The 20,185-nt window shown below is 66.5% G+C and carries 22 protein-coding genes and 1 tRNA gene; 13 read left to right on the top strand and 10 right to left on the bottom strand.

The annotated features are described in order from the left end of the window. Nucleotides 1–32 precede the first annotated feature (32 nt). Nucleotides 33–1,493: an adenylate/guanylate cyclase domain-containing protein gene (locus tag FFS52_RS01850; RefSeq protein WP_078111767.1), complete on the bottom strand. Its 1,461-nt coding sequence runs from the start codon at nucleotides 1,491–1,493 to the stop codon at nucleotides 33–35. Nucleotides 1,494–1,665: 172 nt separating this feature from the next. Between FFS52_RS01850 and FFS52_RS01845 the strand changes: the two genes are divergently transcribed. The 4 genes from FFS52_RS01845 (at nucleotide 1,666) to FFS52_RS01830 (ending at nucleotide 4,249) form a co-directional block, all read left to right on the top strand. Then, nucleotides 1,666–2,952, top strand: coding sequence for a DNA polymerase III subunit delta' (locus FFS52_RS01845; RefSeq protein ID WP_137808640.1), 1,287 nt, complete (start codon nucleotides 1,666–1,668; stop codon nucleotides 2,950–2,952). A 47-nt stretch (nucleotides 2,953–2,999) separates the two neighbouring features. Beyond that, nucleotides 3,000–3,443: a metalloregulator ArsR/SmtB family transcription factor gene (locus FFS52_RS01840; protein ID WP_137808639.1), complete on the top strand. Its 444-nt coding sequence runs from the start codon at nucleotides 3,000–3,002 to the stop codon at nucleotides 3,441–3,443. Next, nucleotides 3,440–3,964, top strand: a complete 525-nt coding sequence (locus FFS52_RS01835; RefSeq protein WP_137808638.1) for an SRPBCC family protein — start codon at nucleotides 3,440–3,442, stop codon at nucleotides 3,962–3,964. The genes FFS52_RS01840 and FFS52_RS01835 overlap by 4 nt, the downstream gene beginning before the upstream one ends. 105 nt (nucleotides 3,965–4,069) lie before the next feature. Next, nucleotides 4,070–4,249, top strand: coding sequence for a hypothetical protein (locus tag FFS52_RS01830; protein WP_065630547.1), 180 nt, complete (start codon nucleotides 4,070–4,072; stop codon nucleotides 4,247–4,249). 97 nt (nucleotides 4,250–4,346) lie between these two features. Here FFS52_RS01830 and FFS52_RS01825 read toward each other — a convergent pair whose 3' ends face one another. After that, nucleotides 4,347–5,189 (bottom strand): alpha/beta hydrolase, encoded by an 843-nt coding sequence (locus FFS52_RS01825; protein WP_137808637.1) that lies wholly within the window; start codon nucleotides 5,187–5,189, stop codon nucleotides 4,347–4,349. Nucleotides 5,190–5,342: 153 nt separating this feature from the next. Between FFS52_RS01825 and FFS52_RS01820 the strand changes: the two genes are divergently transcribed. Continuing rightward, nucleotides 5,343–5,903, top strand: coding sequence for a TetR/AcrR family transcriptional regulator (locus tag FFS52_RS01820; RefSeq protein WP_068970198.1), 561 nt, complete (start codon nucleotides 5,343–5,345; stop codon nucleotides 5,901–5,903). 110 nt (nucleotides 5,904–6,013) lie between these two features. Continuing rightward, nucleotides 6,014–6,730 (top strand): phytanoyl-CoA dioxygenase family protein, encoded by a 717-nt coding sequence (locus FFS52_RS01815; protein ID WP_171011524.1) that lies wholly within the window; start codon nucleotides 6,014–6,016, stop codon nucleotides 6,728–6,730. A 22-nt stretch (nucleotides 6,731–6,752) separates the two neighbouring features. Here FFS52_RS01815 and FFS52_RS01810 read toward each other — a convergent pair whose 3' ends face one another. The 7 genes from FFS52_RS01810 to FFS52_RS01780 form a co-directional block, all read right to left on the bottom strand. Further along, complete coding sequence (locus FFS52_RS01810) at nucleotides 6,753–7,907, bottom strand: hypothetical protein (protein ID WP_137808636.1); 1,155 nt, start codon at nucleotides 7,905–7,907, stop codon at nucleotides 6,753–6,755. 108 nt (nucleotides 7,908–8,015) lie between these two features. Further along, on the bottom strand, nucleotides 8,016–9,281 hold the full coding sequence (locus FFS52_RS01805; RefSeq protein ID WP_137808635.1) for a Fic family protein: 1,266 nt from the start codon (nucleotides 9,279–9,281) through the stop codon (nucleotides 8,016–8,018). A gap of 304 nt (nucleotides 9,282–9,585) precedes the next feature. Continuing rightward, nucleotides 9,586–9,661 (bottom strand) — tRNA-Thr (locus tag FFS52_RS01800). An 83-nt stretch (nucleotides 9,662–9,744) separates the two neighbouring features. Further along, nucleotides 9,745–10,596: an alpha/beta fold hydrolase gene (locus tag FFS52_RS01795; RefSeq protein WP_137808634.1), complete on the bottom strand. Its 852-nt coding sequence runs from the start codon at nucleotides 10,594–10,596 to the stop codon at nucleotides 9,745–9,747. A 60-nt stretch (nucleotides 10,597–10,656) separates the two neighbouring features. After that, on the bottom strand, nucleotides 10,657–11,082 hold the full coding sequence (locus FFS52_RS01790) for a VOC family protein (RefSeq protein WP_137808633.1): 426 nt from the start codon (nucleotides 11,080–11,082) through the stop codon (nucleotides 10,657–10,659). Between the two features lie 112 nt (nucleotides 11,083–11,194). Beyond that, complete coding sequence (locus FFS52_RS01785) at nucleotides 11,195–11,623, bottom strand: helix-turn-helix transcriptional regulator (protein WP_137808689.1); 429 nt, start codon at nucleotides 11,621–11,623, stop codon at nucleotides 11,195–11,197. A 50-nt stretch (nucleotides 11,624–11,673) separates the two neighbouring features. Then, nucleotides 11,674–12,255 (bottom strand): hypothetical protein, encoded by a 582-nt coding sequence (locus FFS52_RS01780; protein WP_137808632.1) that lies wholly within the window; start codon nucleotides 12,253–12,255, stop codon nucleotides 11,674–11,676. 224 nt (nucleotides 12,256–12,479) lie between these two features. Here FFS52_RS01780 and FFS52_RS01775 point away from each other — a divergent pair, with 224 nt between their 5' ends. The 5 genes from FFS52_RS01775 (at nucleotide 12,480) to FFS52_RS01745 (ending at nucleotide 17,604) form a co-directional block, all read left to right on the top strand. Then, complete coding sequence (locus FFS52_RS01775) at nucleotides 12,480–13,355, top strand: hypothetical protein (RefSeq protein ID WP_247451136.1); 876 nt, start codon at nucleotides 12,480–12,482, stop codon at nucleotides 13,353–13,355. Between the two features lie 41 nt (nucleotides 13,356–13,396). Beyond that, complete coding sequence (locus FFS52_RS01770) at nucleotides 13,397–14,602, top strand: hypothetical protein (RefSeq protein WP_247451138.1); 1,206 nt, start codon at nucleotides 13,397–13,399, stop codon at nucleotides 14,600–14,602. 1,085 nt (nucleotides 14,603–15,687) lie between these two features. Next, a complete protein-coding gene (locus FFS52_RS01755; RefSeq protein WP_137808628.1) occupies nucleotides 15,688–16,170 on the top strand; it encodes an enoyl-CoA hydratase in 483 nt (160 codons plus the stop codon). 6 nt (nucleotides 16,171–16,176) lie between these two features. Next, nucleotides 16,177–16,884 carry an ATP-binding protein gene (locus FFS52_RS01750; protein ID WP_137808627.1) on the top strand — a complete coding sequence of 236 codons (708 nt, stop codon included), beginning with the start codon at nucleotides 16,177–16,179 and terminating at the stop codon, nucleotides 16,882–16,884. A gap of 48 nt (nucleotides 16,885–16,932) precedes the next feature. Then, complete coding sequence (locus tag FFS52_RS01745) at nucleotides 16,933–17,604, top strand: VOC family protein (protein WP_137808626.1); 672 nt, start codon at nucleotides 16,933–16,935, stop codon at nucleotides 17,602–17,604. Here the strand turns inward: FFS52_RS01745 and FFS52_RS01740 are convergent, their stop codons facing one another. Beyond that, on the bottom strand, nucleotides 17,605–18,321 hold the full coding sequence (locus tag FFS52_RS01740; RefSeq protein ID WP_137808625.1) for a GntR family transcriptional regulator: 717 nt from the start codon (nucleotides 18,319–18,321) through the stop codon (nucleotides 17,605–17,607). It lies immediately after the preceding gene. Between the two features lie 107 nt (nucleotides 18,322–18,428). Between FFS52_RS01740 and FFS52_RS01735 the strand changes: the two genes are divergently transcribed. Continuing rightward, the gene (locus FFS52_RS01735; RefSeq protein ID WP_137808624.1) at nucleotides 18,429–19,172 is read left to right on the top strand and encodes a phosphonatase-like hydrolase; all 744 of its coding nucleotides are present in this window, start codon (nucleotides 18,429–18,431) and stop codon (nucleotides 19,170–19,172) included. A gap of 47 nt (nucleotides 19,173–19,219) precedes the next feature. After that, complete coding sequence (locus FFS52_RS01730; RefSeq protein ID WP_137808623.1) at nucleotides 19,220–20,185, top strand: phosphate/phosphite/phosphonate ABC transporter substrate-binding protein; 966 nt, start codon at nucleotides 19,220–19,222, stop codon at nucleotides 20,183–20,185.

Genomic DNA, 20,185 nt, shown 5'->3' with positions numbered 1-20,185 from the left:
TCGCACCTCAGGGGGCAGGGGAGGGGGGTAGCTCAGTCCCGCCGGTCCGGCTCGAGGTGCGGGCGCGCGAGGAGCGTCTCGATCCCGCGGCCGCGGAGTTCGACGCCCTCGCCGATCTCCCAATGCTCGGCTTCCTCGTGAGATGCCAGGAACACCGCGCGAGCGGACCCGAGGACGCGGGTGGGTTCGTCCTTCGCGAGCTCGGTGAGGCGGGCCGCCTCGTTGACCGGGTCGCCGATGACCGTGTACTCGAGTCGCTGTTCGGCGCCGATGTGGCCGGCGATGGCCTTGCCGGCCGACACCCCGATGCCGATGTCGGTGTCACCCAGGGTCTCGTAGAGCTCGGCCCGCAGCTCACGCGCGGAGGCAAGCGCCCGGCCGGCGAAGTCGTCGAGGTCGAGCGGCGCCCCGAAGATGGCGAGCGCGGCGTCGCCCTGGAATTTGTTGACGAACCCGCCGTGGCGACCGACCACGCCGACTACGACCCGGAAGAACTCGTTGAGCAGTTCGACGATCTCGCGGGGCGGCCGATTCACCGCCAGGCGCGTCGAGCCGACGATGTCGACGAACAGGACGCCGACGTAGCGTTCCTCGCCACCGAGTTCGGTGCCGGTCTCGATGGCCCGCCGCGCGACGTCCTCGCCGACGTAGCGGCCGAACAGGTTGCGCAGCTGCTGGCGTTCGCGCAGGTCGGCGACCATGTCGTTGAATCCGGCCTGCAGCAGGCCGAGATCACTGCCGTCGTAGATCTTCACCGCGACGTTGAGGTCGCCCTCGCTGACCTTGGACTGTGCGCGCCGCAGCTGCTTGATCGGGTCGTTGATGGCGGCGACAACGCGCACGATCGCGATCACGCTGAACGCGAGCGCCGAGATCGCCATCCACAGGATCGGCCGCTCCAGGCCGGTGGAGTCGGCCTCGATGATGCCGAGCCGGTGCAGCACGATCATTCCGATGATCACCAGCATCGGGGCGACCACGCTGATCACCCAGAACGCGGTGATGCGGGTGGTGACGCTGGGCGCGATGGCGTTGTCGGGATTGTTGGCCATCGCCGCGACCGTGATCGGCCGCATGACCTTCTCCGCCTGCATGTAGCTGAGCGCACACGTGACCATCGCGCCGATCGTGCTGGCGATCGCGACGATGAAGGCGTTCTTCGACGACACGGTCAGGTTGACGAGCGTGAACAGCGTGCCGCCGACGACCCACAGTGCGGCGTTCACCGCGGTCAGCAGCATCGGTAGCGCGAGGGCGCGGCGTCGTGCGGCCTCGTTGTCGAGTCGGGTGCGACGCCGATGCCAGATGAGGACCGGTAGCGAGAGCTGGATGCTGGCGAAGCCGCCGATGACCATCGCGATCAACAGGTAGGCAGCGAAGATGACCTGGTTCAGCGCGGTGATCTCGTCGAGGCTGATCGAATCCTGGATCGGCATGCCGAAGCGCAGGAACGCGAAGGTGAACAGTGCACCGACGAGGTTCGCCCGCAGCATGTCCAGCGCGAGAATGGGCCACGGCGTATGAATCAGCCATCGGGCCAGATGCAGGCCCTTTGACCACCGCGACCGTTGTTGAACCACGGAGACTACGGTAGCTGGCTGCTTGCAATCGTTAAACACGGTTCCGCGCCTCAGGCGTGTCCGAACTGCGGATTAGGGTGTTGCTGTGACAAATGTCTTCGATCGGCTGACCGGGCAAGAGGCCATCGCCGACGATCTGCGGGCCGCCGCACGGGCCGCCCGTGCTCTTGCGGCGAGGCTCGACGCGGGTACGTCGGACGACCTGTTCCTCGCCGACGACGAGATCCCGGCCGTCGATGCGGGGTGGTCGCGGGCGTCGATGACCCACTCGTGGTTGTTCACCGGACCGCCGGGCAGCGGTCGGTCGGTGGCCGCGCAGTGCTTCGCCGCGGCTCTCCAGTGCCAGGCGCCCGACGCCGCGAACGTCGGCTGTGGCGAGTGTCGTGCGTGCGTCACGGTGATGGCGAAGACCCATGCCGATGTCCGCCACGTCGTGCCGGAGGGGCTGAGTCTCGCCGTCGGGGCGATGCGCGACATCGTGCAGGCCGCCGCGCGCCGGCCGGGGACGGGGCGCTGGCAGATCGTCATCGTGGAGGACGCCGACCGGCTCACCGAGCAGGCCGCGAACGCGCTGCTGAAGGTCGTCGAGGAGCCGCCGTCACGCACGGTGTTCTTGCTGTGTGCGCCGTCGGTGGACCCGGAGGACATCTCGGTGACCCTTCGGTCGCGCTGCCGGCACGTCGCACTGGTGACGCCGACGACCGCCGACATCGAGCGGGTTCTCGTCGAGCGCGACGGTCTCGATCCGGAGCAGGCTCGGTGGGCGGCGTCGGTGTGCGGCGGCCACATCGGGCGCGCGCGTCGGCTGGCGACGGATCCCGAGGCGCGCACGCAACGCGAGAAGGCGCTCGGGCTGGCGCGTGCCGCCGCCCGCGACTCGACCGCCTATGCCGCTGCCGAGGAGCTCGTCCGGTCGGCCGATGAGGCCGCCAAGGCGATCAGTGCCGAACTCGACGCGGCCGAGACCGAGGAGATGAAGACCGCGCTCGGGGCGGGCGGTACAGGCAAGGGCACCGCGCGGATGCCGCGCGGAAGTGCCGGCGCGCTCAAGGAACTGGAGAAGCGGCAGAAGTCGAGGGCGACCCGGGTCGGACGCGACGTCCTCGACCGTGCCCTGGTCGACCTCGCCGCGCTGTTCCGCGACGCGCTCGTCGTCGGCGTGGGCGCCCAGGTCACCGCGATGCATCCGGACAAGGCCGACGACCTCGCGAACCCGCTCGCCGGCTACGCCAAGCCCGAGCAGCTGCTGCAGTGCGTCGAAGCCGTGCTCGCGTGCCGAGAGTCGCTCGACATGAACGTGAAGCCGAAGTTCGCCGTCGACGACATGGTCGCGCGGATCGGACTCGCGCTTGCGCGTCCGGTCGGGGCGTAGACAGCTCCACCCTTCCCTATTGGTAACTCGTGTGTTACCAATAGGACGTGGATGACTTCGAGGCGATCGCCGACCCTGTGCGCCGTGCGCTGATCGAGCGGCTCGCTCGCGGGTCGGCGCGCGTCGTCGATCTCGCGGCCGACCACCCGATCAGCCGGCCGGCGATCTCGCGTCATCTTCGCGTGCTCGGCGAAGCGGGCGTGACGACGGCCGTCGACCATGGCCGGGAGCGGCACTACGAGCTGGCGTCCGGCGCGCTGGCCGGAGTCCGGGCGTGGCTCGACGCGGTGGACTCGGCGGTTGCGGGTTCGAACGCCGTGGACTCGGATGCCGTGGACTCGGACGCCGTGCAGCCGAGATTCGACGAGCGTCATCTCGACGCGCTCGACCTCGAGGTGCGACGTACCGTGCGCGAGTTCGACGATGAGAAATCCGCGGACTCCCTTCTTGCACAGCCCGACTCAGGCAAACGACACAAGGAGACAGGATGACTGCCTACATCACGGCCACGGGCCGACGCGAGATCCGTGCGGGCGTGCCCCATGTGGTCCTCGAGCGGTCGTTCGCCGCGCCGATCGACGCCGTATGGGCGGCGATCACTGAACCTTCCCGGCTCGAACGCTGGATCGGCACGTGGGCGGGCGATCCGGCCGACGGGTTCGTCGACTTCCGGATGACCGCCGAGGGCGACGACGTGGAGTCCGAACGGTTCACGATCCTGGAATGCGATCCGCCGCGCCGGTTGGTCGTCGAATCGAAATCCCCGGCCCAGGACGGGGGTGAGGACGTGTGGCGGCTGGAACTGGACCTGGCCGAAGCCCACGGAACGACGACACTGACCTTCGCTCAGGGACTGCCAACGGCCGACATGGCCGAGAACGTGGGCCCGGGATGGGAGTACTACCTCGACCGTCTGGTGGCGGCCGAGGCCGGCCGTAGCGTCGCCGAGGTCGACTGGGACGCCTACTACCCGGCGCTGTCGTCGTCGTACGCGGACATGTTCCGGGACTGATCGGTCGCGCGCCCGGACTCCGATCGCCGGAGGGTGACGCGGGCCTCGACCTATCATGAGGTCAGGGTCGCGTGCCGCGGCCGGACGATGAGCGAGGAGCGAGCGATGTCGGACTTCATCCGCAAGATCAAGGAAGATGCCAAGGCCGTCTCGGCCGCCATCGATCAGGAACTGACGGTGCTCGAGGGTGTTCCCGGCTACGACCCCCTCGCCGACAACAAGGATGCCGAGACGTCCGACGAGAGTGCCGACGATTCGGCGCCGGTCGAGGGCGAGTCGCGGTAGGGAAGCAGACGGCAAACGGCCGCCGGATGGAGAATCCATCCGGCGGCCGTCCTGCTGTCACGCGGGTGTGCTCGCTGGGCGAACTCGCCCGGGCCGCTTACTTCTGAACGAACCTCAGCAGCGCCTCGTTCACCTCGGCGGCGTGAGTCCAGAGCAGGCCATGGGGGGCGTCGGGGATCTCGACGTACTCGGCCTCCGGAACGGCCTGGTGGAAGCGGCGTCCGGTGGCGTCGATGGGCAGGATGTTGTCGGCCGTGCCGTGCAGGATCAGGGTCGGCTTGCGCGAGTCGCGCACTGCGGCAACATCTTCGCGGAAGTCCTCGATCCAGGCGGGGACGACCGAGTAGGCGGCGACCGGCGCGCTGCCGACCGCGGTGTTCCAGTTCGCATCGACGACCTCCTGGGTGATGCGGGTGCCGAGGTTGTCGTCGAGGTTGTAGAAGTCCTTGTAGAACTGCGTGTACCAGGCGTAGCGGTTCTCCTTGGCGGCCGCGGCGATACCGTCGAAGACGGACCGGTCGACGCCTTCGGGATTGTCGTCGGTCTTCACCAGGAACGGTTCGAGCGACGCCAGGAACGCGAACTTCGCGACCCGATCGATGCCGTGGTTCTTGGCGTAACGGGCGAGTTCGCCGGTGCCCATGGAGAATCCGACGAGGATGACGTCGCGGAGATCGAGCGTCTCCAGGACGGTGTTCAGGTCCGCGGCGAAGGTGTCGTAGTCGTAGCCGGTGCCGACCTTGCTCGACTTCCCGAACCCGCGACGGTCATAGGTGATCACGCGGTAGCCGGCGTCGATGAGCTCGCGCGCCTGCAGTTCCCAGCTGTTGCCGTCGAGCGGATAGCCGTGGATCAGCACGACGGCCTGGCCGGTGCCGTGATCTTCGTAGTACAGCTCGACGTCGGTGGAGTTCTCGGTGCCGACTTTGATGTAGCCCATTGCGATCACTTCTCTCTGTTGAGGCGACCCGATCGGGATCGGAATCGATGCGGCGGGCGGGAGAACGATCGTTCTCACCGGTGATTGCTACACTAGAGAACGATCGTTCCCCGCGCAACCCCCAGCCGGGAACCGGCAGTAGAGGAGATCGAGGTGACCGACGCCGTGGACCCACGCGAGCAGGTGGTCCGCGCCGCTGACCAGCTGTTCAATGCGCACGGGGTCCACGCGGTGGGGATGGACAAGGTCCGCGATGCGGCGGGGGTGTCGCTGAAGAAGATCTACTCGATGTTCCCGTCGAAGGAGGCGTTGATCCTCGCGGTGCTCGACGATCGGACCCGGCAGTGGAACAGCGGGATCGCCGCGTGCGCGGAGGGGCTGTCAACACCGCGGGAGAGGTTGCTCGCCGTGTTCGACTTCTTGCTCCAGTGGTTCGGCACCGACGAGTTCCGCGGGTGCGCGTTCATCAACGCCTACGGCGAACTCGGGGCCGAGATGCCCTCGGTCGCCGCCGCGGTCCGTGCGCAGAAAGCTGATTTCCAGCGTTACGTCGCGGGTCTGGTGGCCGAACTGGGAGGCCCCGACGGCCTCGGCGCGCAGCTGTCCATCCTCGCCGAGGGGGCCCAGACCACGGCGGCGATCGCGGGCTCGGCGCGTGCCGCCGACGATGCACGAGCTGCCGCCGAAGTCCTGATCGACCAAGCTCTCCCGTAGTCGATTCCAGAGGGCCTGCGGCCGTGAGCTTCTCGACGGTTCGTGATCTGCCGCCCTTGGTGCGGCGAAAATCGCTCGCGGGAGACGCCCGATGGTGGGAGGCTGCGACGGTGATCGACGTCGACAGGTTCAGCGCAGACGGTTTCCTCAAGATCGAGCGTCCGTCGCTGCGCGAGGCCGCGGACCGGGCGCGGGCAGGATTGTGGGCTCAGCTGGGTCTGTCCGAGGACGACCCGGACGCCTGGACCGATCCGGTGCGCTGGGCGTCGGACATGGTGGGGGCCGGCCCATTCGGGTTGCTCGCGAACAGTCCGGAGCTGACCGAGGCGCTCGATGCGATCTGTGGCGTCGGCGGTTGGACACCGCGCGGCGCCCTGGGCAACATACCGGTCCGCTTCCCGCTGCCGCCGACGGTCGATGACCGCGGCTGGCACATCGACGCCAACACACCGCGCGAGGACGGATCGTGGGTGGTGAGTCGACGGCCCCACACCGTGCTGATCCTGACCCTGCTCTCCGAAGTCGGACCGACCGACGCACCGACACGCATCCGGGTGGGGTCACATCGCGACGCAGTCGCCGTCCTCGACGACGACGGGATGAGCCCCTTCGACGCCGGTCCGCTACTGGACGCCGCGAGTCGCGAGCGTCGCGTCGCTTACGCGACCGGCAGTCCCGGTGACGTCTACGTGGTCCATCCGTTCACCGTGCACGCGGCCGACGAACATCGTGGTACGACTCCACGATTCATGGCGCAGGGGCCGGTGATGCTGACCTCGCCGTTGTCGCCCGACTCGGCAGCACCACTCGGGTCCGTGTTCGGTTGAGCAGTTGATCTACGACGACGAATCAGGCGGCGGATTCCGAGGATCCGCTGTCGGAACCACCGTGGTCGGAAGAGTCGCTGTCGTCGCCCGCGCCGGAACGGTCACCGCTCGTCGAGTCGGATCGCGAGTTGCCCGAACCCTCGGACGGACCGTCGTCGCCCGCTTCGCCTGAATCCGATCCGGTGTCCCCGTCGTCTTCGACATCGGCGGACTCGGTCGGCAAGTCCTGGTCATCGTCGACCACGATGTCCCGCAGGGTTTCCCGGCCCACGTCCCGTGTCTCGACGGTGTTCCTGGGCGTCTCGGCATCGGCTCCGGCGTCGGATGTGGTGTCGCCACGGTCGGTGGTCGGCTCGATGGGCCGTCCGCGGGGTGGTTCGGTGACCTCCGGCTCGCTGCCCGTGCCGGCATCGGGACGTGGCGTCTCGACAGGGCGGTCCGTCCGGGGCGGGTCGACCTTCCATCCGATCGACTTCAGGAGTGCCGAGACGAGCGGGATGGTCTCCAGCCAGACTCGAATGCTCCACGGCCCGCGCGGATCCGACACCAGCACGATGACCGGCCCGTCGGTACCCGGCGGGGGCGGAGTCAGGCTGGTGCCGCCCTCGGGTACACCGGGCGCGCCGGGCCCGCCGGAGCCCTGGGCGTCGCCGGTGTAGACGACGAACGGACTGTTCGCGTCGAGTCCGGCGATGACGGTCATGACCGCCAGGTTCTGTTGCACCGCACGTTCTTTGAGTTCGTCGTCGAGCTCCGTCGACAACACTGCGCGGGTTCGGGGACCGCCGGCGATGATGGGGCCGACCGAGTGCGGAAAGTCGATGACCAGCGTTCTCGGTGTACCCGTGGAAGACAGGTCGCGTGTCATGGGAGCGGCCGGCCCACCAGTCGGTGTCGCAGCGACGGACGGGGCAGCGGGGCCGCCGGCGCCCGGCGACAACGGGATCGGTTGGCTCCACCCGGTGGTCGATTCGGTGGCCACCTGGACGGTGTCCGGCGCGGCGAGAGCGTGGACCAGGGGGGTCACGTTGATCGATGCGACCGCGGTCGGGATGACGGTGGCCAGCGAGAGCGCGCCGAGGGTGAGAGAGGCGTTGGAGAGGCCCGAGGGTCGTCGAAGAGGACCGACGCCGTCGTTCTCGACGGCGCGTCGTGTGCCGCGCCGATATCCTGCCACCCCTGGGCCCCCTCTTTGTCGATCAGATATTAGACGACGAGTGGGCTGCTCGCTGTCGTCTGAATGACACAAATCGGGACATCTACTCGGAGGGTCAGCTACTGGAGATCACGGTCCTTCCAGATCCAGCAGCGCGGCCACCCGCTGGGTGAGCCGGAAACGCAGCGGTTTCCTCGTGACGGTCTCGATGATCCCGGCGTCGTCCAAGAGCTGGAGTCGCGGTCGGACGAACTGACTGGATCTTCCCAGCACGTCGGCCAGGGTGTTCGATCGGACGGCGCGGTTCACATCGAAGTAGTAGGCCTGGCCGAGGGTGTACAAGATCGCGCCGAAGTCGTCAGGACTTATCGGCGGTGACGACTCGCGGTCGAGCCCTACGCTGAGCGGAAACTGTTCGTCATCAACCAGATCGCGAAGGCGTGCCCTGAGCGCCTCGATCTTCTGCCGACGTTCGGAGAGGTCGAGCAGCAGCCGATGTTGTGCCTCGGCGATGATCTCCAACATTCTGATCAAGAAAGGCGTCAGATCCCCGCGATTCAGTGGATTCTCCACGTCCGCGAACGCGCGATAGTAACGGTCCTTGTTGTCGGCGACGGTCGCCGACAGCGCGAGGCTCGCGTACGGAGCGATCACCTGTCGGAGGTCGAGTGCGAGAAGGTAGCGCCCGGTTCGGCCGTTGCCGTCGTAGAACGGGTGCGTGTACTCGAAGATGAAGTGCGCAGCCACGGCCCTGATGAGTTGGGGGACCGAATCGTCGCGCGCCTGGCTCAGCATCAGGGTGAGCGCTGCGTCGATCGCTGACTCGGGCACGACTCCGGTATGCACGATCTTGGTCCCGGATTCGATCGATACCGGTCCCTGCCGGAACAGCCGCCCATCGGGAGCGTCTTCATCACGGATCTCTCCCGCGGTCACCGCGTCGTAGACAGCCCGGATGTCGTCCAGCGTATGCGGACTTTCGGCCTCGTCGTTGCCGATGTCGAGGTAAAGACGCGCCATCTCCGCGAAGCGCTTGTCTTCGATGGGTTGTCGCGCCCGGACGGCCCTGATCGCAGCACCGATCTCCTGTCGGGTCGAACGGACCTGTTCGATCTCGTTGGTCGCTTGGATTTCGTCGATGACCATGCGATGGAGATAGTGGGTCCGTGCTCGTCCTGGCAGATCTTTCCACTCGGACTGAATCTTCGGCTCAAAGCTCATGATTCGTTCGATCAGCACTGCGATCTCGGGGGTCAGCAGCGCGAACATCGGGTACTCGCCGATCATCAAGTCCCAGCGGAGGGCGGCGGGAGACTCGCGTCGGACCCGTTCCTCAGCGTCGGCGCCGACTTGATCGCGCTGGTGGAAGACGGACTTGAGCGTTCTGTATGACACTTGATCTATCTCCGCATCCATACGCAAAAGCGGGGTGGCCTGTATGGCCTATGTTATACAGAGACGGAGATAGATAAAATAAGGAACAGTCGGAGTGGCCTCTATTGTTCCAATGATGCCCAGGGCTGCGTTCGCAGGGTCGGTCGACGGGGGTCGCGCACCGCGGGGCTGCCACACGCCCGCCTGTTCCTGGTTGAACGAGTGAACTAAACGGCCTGCGGTCAGTGCGTCGAGGCGGCCGCGCGGCGGATTTCTGACGACGCAGGGGTGGGCCAGAACCGAGGCATGAGTGGCCGGGAGGAGATGGAGCCGCCCAGGGGAATCGAACCCCTGACCTATTCATTACGAGTGAATTGCTCTACCGACTGAGCTAGGGCGGCGTGCTACGCGAGGCAGCGCAGACGAGTCTAGCGAGGGTCGGGGATCGAACAAAACTCGGGTCGTCGAAGCCAGAGGGCCCAGGTCAACCCGGGAAGTCGGAACCGCAGACGACCGGCACCCGACGCTGCGGATCGAGTGCGTTGCGGACGAGCGCAGCGACGGTCGGGGAGTAGGCCATCCCGACATGCCCGATCCTCGACGCCGGGCACACATCCTGGACCAGCGCGTTGGTGATGTTGGGGCCGGGTGGCATCAACGTGAGCGCGTAAGGAGTGGAGATCTCGTCGTACCGCGTCGCGAGGTTGACGTACCGGATTGTCGGATGAGTCGGTCCCCAGTAGCTTTGTCCAGGCGCTCGCGCGGGGAGCCGGTCAGTGGTCGAGCCGACGCGAGAGTAACCGCGGTTCGAGGCGGAGAGGCCGACGATGGTGCCCACCTGGTCGGCGCGGCCCGGTAGCTGGGTGACCAGTTGGGCGATGGCGCCGCCCTGGCTGTGGCCGACGACATCGACCTTCTCGGCACCGGTGGCAGCCAGAACCCGTCCGACAAAAGCCGAGACCACACGGGCGGACTGCTCCTTGTTGCCCAGCCCTCCCGTGTTGCCGCTCCAACTGGTCTGGCCGTAGGTCAGGCTGAAGACGCAGTACCCCGCGTTGGCCAGAGTCGGCGCGAGGTAGGCCCAGTTGGCACTCTGGTTCATGGCCGTCGCGTGCAGCAGCACGACCGGATTGCGTCCGTCCCGGTCGCGGCAGCTGAAGCGGTTGGCGCCGGCGGGCGACTCGGTTGCCGGGCTGAGATATCGAGAGGCGATGGCAGTCGGCGCATCCGTGATCACCGGGAACGGCGCGGCGTTCGCGGTGCCGGCCACGAGGCACAGACCTGCGGCGGCGAGCGCGAGCACAGCCGCCGTGACTCCGGATCGGATGCTGTTCATGGTCGGATTGTCGCCGACGACGCGGCGACGCGACCCGCGATTGCCGGAACGCCGGGCGGTCTAGGCGAGTACCTCGGCCAGTTGCGTCAGGCGAACACTGTTTCCCGACGGGTCGCGGAAACCCGCGTCGATGCCGTACGGCCGTTCTTCGGGTTCCTCGGTGAACTCGACGCCCCGCGCGGCCAGGGCCTCATAGTCCCGCCGACAATCGTCGGTGGTGAGGAAGACCGTGCCGGCGAAACCCTTCGACATCAGGCTGCGGATCTCCTCGGCGACGCCGGAGTCGATGGCCGGTGGGCCGGGGATGCCCATGAGCACGATGCTCACGTCGTCCTGTTCGGGCGGACCGACGGTGAGCCAACGGAATCCGCCCATCTCGGGCAGGGACGCGTCCGATCGAATCTCGAGCCCGACCTTCGACGTCCAGAAGTCGAGCGCCTCGTCCTGGTCGTGTACCCACAGTTGGGCGCTGGCGATGCGAATCATGTTGTCTTCCTTCGCTTGGGGGATGTCGCGGTGGTGAGATCAACGTAGGTCGCTGCGGCCGTCGAGGTCTTCTCCCCGTGTGCTGTCCTCACCTGGTCCGTCGCGTGTTGCTTCACTTCCCGGGGGGGTACTCGGTCCGACTCGTCGGCGCCGGGCGCGAGTAGACGCGCAGAACGCATGCCGGTATCCGTGCGTACGTGGAGGCGGGCGGGAACGAATCCCGATATGCGGTCGGCGTCTTGCCGAATGCGCGAGTGAAGCTCGTGGTGAACGAACCGACACTGGAAAGACCCACCGCCATGCAGATGTCGGCGACGGTACGGTCTGTCGTTCGCAGCATGGCCGCTGCCCGTTCCAGTCGTCGAGTCTGCAGATACGCGTGTGGCGACTGTCCGTATGCGGCTGCGAAGGCCCGCGAGAAGTGGGCGCGGGACAGTTTCGCCGCGGCGGCCATGTCGTCGACCGTCAGCGGCTCGGCGAATCGCACGTCCGCGAGATCCTTGGCGCGCAGCAGGTGACGGGCCGGGTGTGCGCTGGGCATGAACTTGATGATGCCCACGTCGACACGTCGCCGTCGGATGTTCGGTGACCTCAGTCGCGGTCGCGACGCCGGAACTCGACGCCGCGCGGCGACAGTTCGTACCCGACGACGAGGCTGTCGGTCAGCCCGAGCTTCTTGAGCTTGGTGATGTCCTGCTTCAATCCTGCTCGGTCGGTGCCGAGTTCAGCCGCGAGGTCGGTCGACACCACGCCCGGGCGGCGCGCGATGATGTCGAGGGTTTCGCGGGTCCACGGCCCGTTCTTGGACCGGGCGTCCATCCGGTCGAGGCGGGTTCGGATCTCCTCCACGTCCGAGTCGGAGAGATCGTCGTCGGCGCGTAGGGCGATGCGCGGGTCCTCGCCGATGCACTGCAGTCCGATGCGGTAGGTCGGATTGTGGACGTTGACGCAGAGGGTGGCCCGGACGGCGTCGGCATCGTCGTATCCTGCGCGCCGCGCCTCGTCGCGCGTGATCCGTTCGGGGTCGACGCGTTCCAGAGACGTCACCTCGATGACGTGAGTCAGCGCGACGAAGCTCGAACCCGGATGTATGCGCGGATGGCCCCATCGCCGGAAGGCGAGGTCGACGGTACCGTCCGCGACCCCGCGGGCGACTGCGGCCGTGAGAAGCACACTCGCGACCCTAGTCAGCGCGACATCTGTGTGCATGAATTCGCAGCGGCAGGATCGCGTGTCACCCCTGTGGATGACAGCTGAGAACGTCCTGAGAGCTGTTGTAGGGTGTCCCGAGGTCAGCGACGGCATATGCCGACGTCATCGGGGGACCCCCTGCGTCGTGCCGTCGTTGAGTGCAACTTCACGACGACATGATCACCGGCCGGGGGGAGGGATCTTTGGTGCCGCCGCGCGCTTCCGCACTGTGGTTCCCCGACGTCCCGCCGTCGCCCGCTTCCGACGCGACGCCAGCCGCCGATCTGGCCGCTCACCTGGCCCGATACCGCTCCGTCGGCCCAGCTCAGGTGGCCTCGCAGCCGTCCGCGGTGGCCGTTCTCGAGCGCCCGGTTCCGATGCTCGAGAAGCCGGTCCGGCCAGTGGCCGCGGCACCTCAGGTCGTCGCGCCGCGCCCGGCGTCGGAGCTTGACGCGTTCCTGGCGGAGGCGGAAAAGTCGGTCCGTGCGAAGCGGAAGAGCGGATCGGCCGCACGCGGTGAGAAGCCCGCACGTCTCGGTTCACCACTGCGAATCGCAGGTGCGGCAGCAGCGATTCTTGTGATTGTCGCCACAGCCTTGGGTGTGGTCCTGACGCGCGGCGGCGAGCCCGCATCGACGACGGCATCGACGTCCACCGCTGACGCCTCCGATTCGCTGTTGCCGTCCACGTCCGCTGTGGCGAGCGAGCCCGTCTGTACGCAGCGCCCGGTGGGGTCGGGGACGACGGTGTCCGACGGCGACGATGCCGGTAATCAAGAGTCGGGTGCCGGTGCGATCCGCGCCTTCAACCACGCCTATTACGTTCTGCGCTCGGCGAGGGCGGCACGGGCGGCCGCGGCGCCGGGCGCGGTGGCCTCTGAGTACGTGATGCAGCAGTACATCAATCAGCGTCCACTCGGTACCCGGCACTGTCTGACGGTCGCCGAGCGCGGCCCGGGCGAGTACTCGGTGGTGCTCACCGAACTGCAGCCCGACGCGGCGCCCATCACCTACCGCCAGGTCATCCGCACGACGACCATCGGCGGCAAGTCCTACATCCAGTCCATCCGATCCGTTGAGTGAGATCTCGCCCGCCGTGGGCGCACCAGAGAGGTAGTCGAGTAATGAGTCATAGTCGGGGTCGGCATCGGAAGCGTCGGGTGCCGAGTGGTCCATTGCTGTCGGTGACGTCGGCGGTGGTCGCGGTGTCGATCACTGCGGGCGCCGGGGCGGCGTTTGCGGTGCCGGAGCAGGGTGGCACGAGTCCGGGCGACACGGCTCCGGGGCAGGGTGGCACGAGTCCGAGTGATGTGTCGCCGGATGGTGGTGCCGGTGCTGAGGCGACGGTCGAGCCGGTCGTGGTTCCGGGGCCGGGCAGTATTCCGGGGCCGCCGGTGGAGGCGCCTTATCAGGCGTACACCGCGCCTGGGTCGTATTCGTATGACGAGCCCTACACTCCGTTGATCAACAATCGGGTGGCTCCGCGGGTTGCTCCGCCGGTTCGGCCGATCGCGCCGCCGCCGGAGAAGATCCGTGTGGGCAACTTCGTCACTGACATTCCGGAGGGGATGTCGAAGCGTGATGTGAACTCGATCAATGCGTGGTCGGCCTATGGCGAGGCGAAGATCGCGCAGGGACTGATTTCTGCTGGTGTTCCTGAGGATGAGGCGACTCGTCGTGCGGCCGCGACGATCATCGGCGTCATGGCCGGTGGCACGGCTGGTGCTGTCGCGCTTGGTATTCCGTCGGCTGTTGTGGGCGCGGTGGTTGGCGCCCCGATTGGTGCGGTGGCGGGTGCGATAGTCGGTGCCGTCACGACGGGTGGTGCTACATCGGGCATTAACGCACTCGGTGGAGCTGGAATAGGCGCAGCGGTTGGTGGAATCGGAGCTGGAGCTGCGGGGGCTGTGGTCGGTGCCGCTATTGGGGGTACTGCAGGTGGCCTACTGGCGTACTCGCTCGGGGCGGGCGACCCGGGTGCCGACCCAACCGAGCCGTGGCGTCAGCAGGGCCCGCGGCACGCGCTGCCCGAGTCTGGCCCGAACCAATTCGAATTCCACCTGACATCGGACCATGCGCGTCGCTCTGGACTGCCGGCTGTTGACTACGTGGTAAATCATCGCGGTGACGTCGATGCGACCGTCGGAGCCTCGACCTTCAAATGGTCTGGCATGCAAGCACGCTCGCCCTACGCGGTGTTCGGGCCTCAAGTCGAACGATCAGTCCGTGACTGGACGCGGGCGCAATCCGAGACTCTCAAGGATGCGGTCCCGGGTAGTGACGTGCAGTGGCCCGGCGAGGCCGACCACGCTAGCGCTGCTAGGAAATGATATGAAGCGCGCGAAGGATTACGTTAATCTCGGTCGATCAGCAAAGAGGTTGTGAAGTGAAAAAGGCAATCGTATCCGTGTTCGTTGTCGTAATCGCTACTTTAGGTGTCATTGTCGGCGCGGGCCAGGCGTCTGCTGCGCCGTTGCAGAACTTCAGTACAAACGGCACGACATTCGGTACGTTTGGTAACCATTCTTTCTGCCGCGGTGCTATTACATACAGAGTCGACGCCGTGGCTAAGAAACGTGGCGTTGTCAAGGTCACCGCGACTTCACACGGATTCTCGGGTCAGGGTCCTTCATGGAATCGGAATCCGAATTGCCGCTTCCTATTTCGCTCCGCTGTCACAAGTGTCCGAGGGATCGATATAGAGAAGTGGACGGTTGGTTCTTTCGGGCCGAAACCAGGGCAGAAGCAGACGTGGCACGTCGTGACCGGCTCCGGCCCCGCTTGGATGGGCATCACTACATATGCCGTCAACAGTGCCGTTCGCGTCCTGCAATCCCCTGCTGGACCCTCCTTCTTCATGACGGTGCCGTAGGCGTCGATCTGTTGCACGAAGGATCTGAATGAAAAAGCTCTTGATCTTTGTGGTCGCGCTTGTCTTGGCAAGCTTCGCTACGGTTGCTGGCGGTGGTCACGCAACCGCAGCCCCCATTCCCCAGCTATCAACGACCGGGAACAATTTTGGCACCTTTGGTGACCACTCCTTCTGCCGCGGAGCTGTCAACATCGGTCTCGATGCGCCGGCAGGGAAGCCCGGCGTGGTTCGAGTAACTGCACGGTCGCACGGGTTCACAGGCGACGGCCCGGGATGGAGGAAGAATCCGAGGTGTCGAGTCCTCTTCGCGACAACGTACACAAGCGGTCGAGGACTCAACATTCAGAAGTGGGTGAGAGCTGGCTTCGGGCCGCGACACGGTGAGAGCAAGACTTGGGACGTCCATACGGGTTCGGGTGTAGTCGTATTCGGCGTAACTGCCTACTCGACTAACAGCCCGATCGCCTCACCCCAGTCGTACGGGGCGGGTTTCTACCTGTTGGTCCCGTAACTGAGCGCCCGCAGAAGGTAAGGAGGGATCAAGTGAAACGATTACTCGCGACTATGTTTGTCGGCCTTATCGTTGGCGCGTTGTGCATGGCGGGCGTCAGTCAGGCGTCTGCGGCTCCGATTCCCCAGGTTTCGACCACCGGCTACAACTTCGGGATATTTGGCGACCACTCCTACTGCCGGGGTGCGGTTAACGCGACTGTGGATGCGCCGAAGGGTAAGCGGGGTGTAGTCAGGGTCACGGTGCGGTCGCACGGGTTCACCGGGGCTGGGGCGAGTTGGAAGCGTAATCCGAATTGCCGAGTGCTGTTTGGGAACTACTACACCAGCGTGCGGGGTTACAACCTGGAAAAGTGGGTTACCGCAACGTTCGGCCCGCGTCCGGGCGAGAAGAAGGTTTGGGAGATCAACACCGGCTCAGGTCCAGTCAGCCTTGGGTTCGGTGGGTTTTCGCCCAATAGTCCTGTTCGAGTCCCTTCCGGCTACGGTTCGACCATCTACATGCTCGTTCCCTGAATCCACATGACCAACCCGACCACACCACGCGACGGCGACCCGCAGGCCTGGGCCGAGCGGGCCGTCGTCGTGTGCGGGACAGCGGGAGGCGTTGGCACGTCGGTTGTTTCGGCGCTGCTCGCGGAGCATCGGGCGTCGTCGACGCTCGGCCTTCTCTCGTGGTGGGTGGATGCGTCGGGGAACGACTGCGACATCGAGCTGCGGCTCTGCGGGTCGGGTAACCCCGAACTGTTGCGCACGGCGTCGGGCACGGGTCTGTGGCTTCCGCCCGAGGAGGCGACGGTCACCGACGCCGTCGTCGAGACGTGGCGGCAGGGCGCGGTTCCCGTCGTCGACGCCGGCGCGCATCCGCTCACGCTGCTGCCCGAACTCGCCGAAGACGACCTCCCGAACCTCACTCCGGTACTCGTCGTCGCGGCACGACCCGACCTGCTCAACCGCGCCCGGGTCGTCTTCACCGAATGGGACCGGGCCGGGGTGCTGGAGAAGACGATCGTCGTGATCTCCGCCCAACTAGCGGCCACCCATCAGGATGGACTCGCCGACATGCTGGTGAACGTGGTGTTCGGTGCGGTCGGCGGAGTCATCGGGCTCGACTACGACCCGGTCATCGGGGCCGGCACCGCCCTGGACCAGGAGGCGCGCCGCGGGCTCCTCCCGGCGACGCACCAGGCGATCGCGACACTGGCGGCGGCGACCACCAACAGGCACTGAGGCGCGCCCCCTTTCGCAATCCACCGGAACGGGGCAGCATGGGGCGACATGACCGGGTCCACTCGCTCACCGCTCACCACCGCCGAGGCCGCCGAGATGGTCGCCGATCCCTGGCGTGTCATCGCCGACAGACTCGCCGCCGCCTACAACACCGGATCGATGGTGCGGGGCGGTGAATTCGTCGCCAAGATCATCGACGCCGCCGAAGAGGCGAACCACCACCCCGACATCGACCTGCGTTACGGCACGGTGCATCTCGTGCTCACCACGCACAGCGCGCACCAGCTCACGGAAGCCGATGTCGCCCTGGCGAACCGGATCACCGGCATCGCCGCCGACCTCGGCCTCGAGCCGGTGTCCGCGCCCGTCACCCAGTTCAACCTCGCCATCGACGCCCTCGACATCCCGGCCATCAGGCCCTTCTGGAAAGCAGTCCTGGGCTACGGCGACGCGGCCGATCGCGAACCCGTCGACCTCGTCGATCCGGCCGGGCGCCTACCCAGCGTTTGGTTCCAGCAGATGGACGAACCTCGCCCCCAACGGAGCAGGATGCACGTCGACCTGTGGATCCCGACCGACGAACTTCACGAGCGGCTGCAGTCGGCCATCACCGCCGGCGGCCAACTCCTCACCGACGAGTACGCCCCGGCCTCCTGGGTTCTCGCCGACGCCGAGGGCAACGAGGTGTGCCTGTGCACCTGGCAGGACCAGAACTACTGATCAGTCGGCGTACATCGTCTGCGTGAACGCCATCCGGTCGCCCCGGTACAGCGAACGCCGATACTCGATGGGGACGTCGTCCTTGTCGTAGGACAAGCGGTTCAGCAAGAACATCGGCGTACGAGCGTCGACGTTGAGCAGAGCGGCCTCACGCGCGTCGGGCAACGTCGTCTCGATGGTGTCCTCGGTACGCCCGAAACGCACCCCGCGCCTACGGAATTCGGCATACAACGACGACGTCACCTCGAAGTCGCGTTCGAGGTCGGGGTACCGGAAGGCCGGCAGGCGTGTCCGTTCCAGTGCCACCCGTACCTTGTCGGTCGTGAAGACACGCTCGAGCTGGATGACCGGGTCGCCGACGGCGATCGCCAGGTGCTCGGCGAGCACCGCGTCGGCCGTCAGATTCGTCCATCCCACCAGGATGCGACTGGTCTCCATCCCGCGCTCGCGGGCTGCCTCTGTGTAGGAGCCGATCGACAACGGTTGCCGGATCTTGGGTCCCGCCACCACGGTCATCCGGCCGCGGCGCTCGATCCGGCCGTCGAGCAACAGCTCTCGAAGTGCTTGTCGGATGGTCTCGCGTGAGACCGAGAAGCTCTCGGCGAGTTCACGTTCCGCGGGAAAGGGATCACCCTCGACGAGGTCGTCCAGAAGTTCCTCCAGCCGGGACCTGACCACCTGGTGCTTGAGAACGCGCGGTTGCTCGGACAGGGTCATGCGACCAACATAGCAAAAAATGGTCTAGACCAAATGGCAACGGAGTGTTCACCTTGCGTTGGGGTAAGACACCCGAATTGGTCTATACCAAACGCGACATTGGGCGCATGCGTACAACCGATGACTTCACCGAGCCCGCTTCGGAACCTGCGGGGACAACCACCTCACACGACGGCACCTCGTCCGTCCAACTCGTCGTCTTCGACATGGCCGGCACGACGATTGTCGACGACGGGCTCGTCACCCAGGCGTTCGAGATCGCCGCGACCGCGGTCGGCATCCCGGCCGAGGGCGTGGAACGCGACCGCGCCCGCACCTACGTCCTCGACACGATGGGACAGTCCAAGATCGCGGTGTTCCGCGCGCTTCTCGGCTCCGACGACGCGGCCCGCCGGGCCAACGAAGCGTTCGAAGAGGCCTACGGAGAACTGATCGACGACGGTGTCGAGCCGATCCCGGGAGCGGCGGAGACCTTCGCGGACCTGCGATCGCGCGGGATCACTACCGCGTTCACCACCGGGTTCAGCCCGGCCACCCAGCAGCGGATTCTCGACTCACTGGGGTGGGCCGAGGTCGTCGACCAGGTCCTCGCTCCCACCGCCGGACTGCGCGGTCGCCCGTACCCGGACCTCGTACTCGCCGCCGCTCTCACCGCGCAGGTCGACGACATGGCCAACGTCGTCGTCGTCGGCGACACGTCGAGCGACATCGACACCGCACGGCGCGCCCGCGCCGGCCTGGCCGTGGGCGTGCTCACCGGCGCCCACGACGAGCACACCCTGCGCGCCGCGGGTGCCGATCGGGTGCTCGCGTCGGTCGCCGATCTCCCCGCTCTGATCACCGCCCCCTGACCCGCTCCTCGAACCGACCCCGCAACGTCCCGAAAGGCTGACCCCCGATGATGATCCGTAAATCTCCGCTCGCGATCACCGCCGCCCTCGCCACCACCGCCCTCGTCCTCGCCGGATGTTCCGGCGGCGATTCGGAAGCGGTCAACGACAATGGTTTTCCCGAGACCCTCACCCTCGCCGCGATCCCGGCCGAGAACTCCTCCGATCTCAAGGCCAGCTACGACCCGGTCATCAAGGTGATCGAACAGGAAACCGGGTCGAAGGTCGAGTTCGTGCAGGCATCCGACTATGCCGGCGTTGTCGAGGGGATGATCGCCGACAACGTCGACCTCGCCTTCTTCGGTCCCTTCGCCTACGTCGTCGCCGGCCTCAACGGGGCCGACATCACCCCGATCGGAGCCGTGGTGTCGGAGAAGGGCGCGGAACCGGGATACCAGTTCTACGGAATCGCCAAGGCCGACAACGCGTCCGTCAACAGCATCGATGACTTCGCCGGCAAGACGGTCTGTTTCGTCGACCCCGGGTCCACCTCCGGCTTCCTCTACCCGAGCGCCGGTCTCATCGAAGCCGGGGTGATCAAGTCCGGCACCGAGACCGACCTCGCCGCCGGCGTCACCCCGATCTACGCAGGCGGACACGACGCGTCGGCGCTGTCGGTGGCCTCCGGTGACTGCGAAGCCGGATTCGCCTTCGACTCGATGGTCGACAAGACCCTCATCGAGAAGGGTGACCTCCAGCAAGGACAGCTGAAGACGGTCTGGAAGTCGGAGATGATCGCGGGATCGGTGTTCGCGGCGAACAATTCGCTGGGCCCGGAAGCCATCGACACGCTCACCAAGGTGTTCACCGAGCAGGTCAACAAGGAGTCGATGGAAGCGGCGGGATTCTGCTCCGGAGACGAGTGCCTGATCACCGACGAGCGCGCCTGGGGCGTCGTGCCTGCCTCCGACGAGGACTACGCCGGTGTGCGGCACGTCTGTGACGTCACCAAGTCGGAAAAGTGTGCGAGCTGA

The organism is Gordonia sp. ALPHA1B1, assembly GCF_005502615.1.
Lineage (GTDB): Bacteria > Actinomycetota > Actinomycetes > Mycobacteriales > Mycobacteriaceae > Gordonia > Gordonia hongkongensis.
The sequence above is the reverse complement of the archived record's forward strand: the minus strand, read 5'-3'. Positions and strand labels throughout refer to the sequence as shown.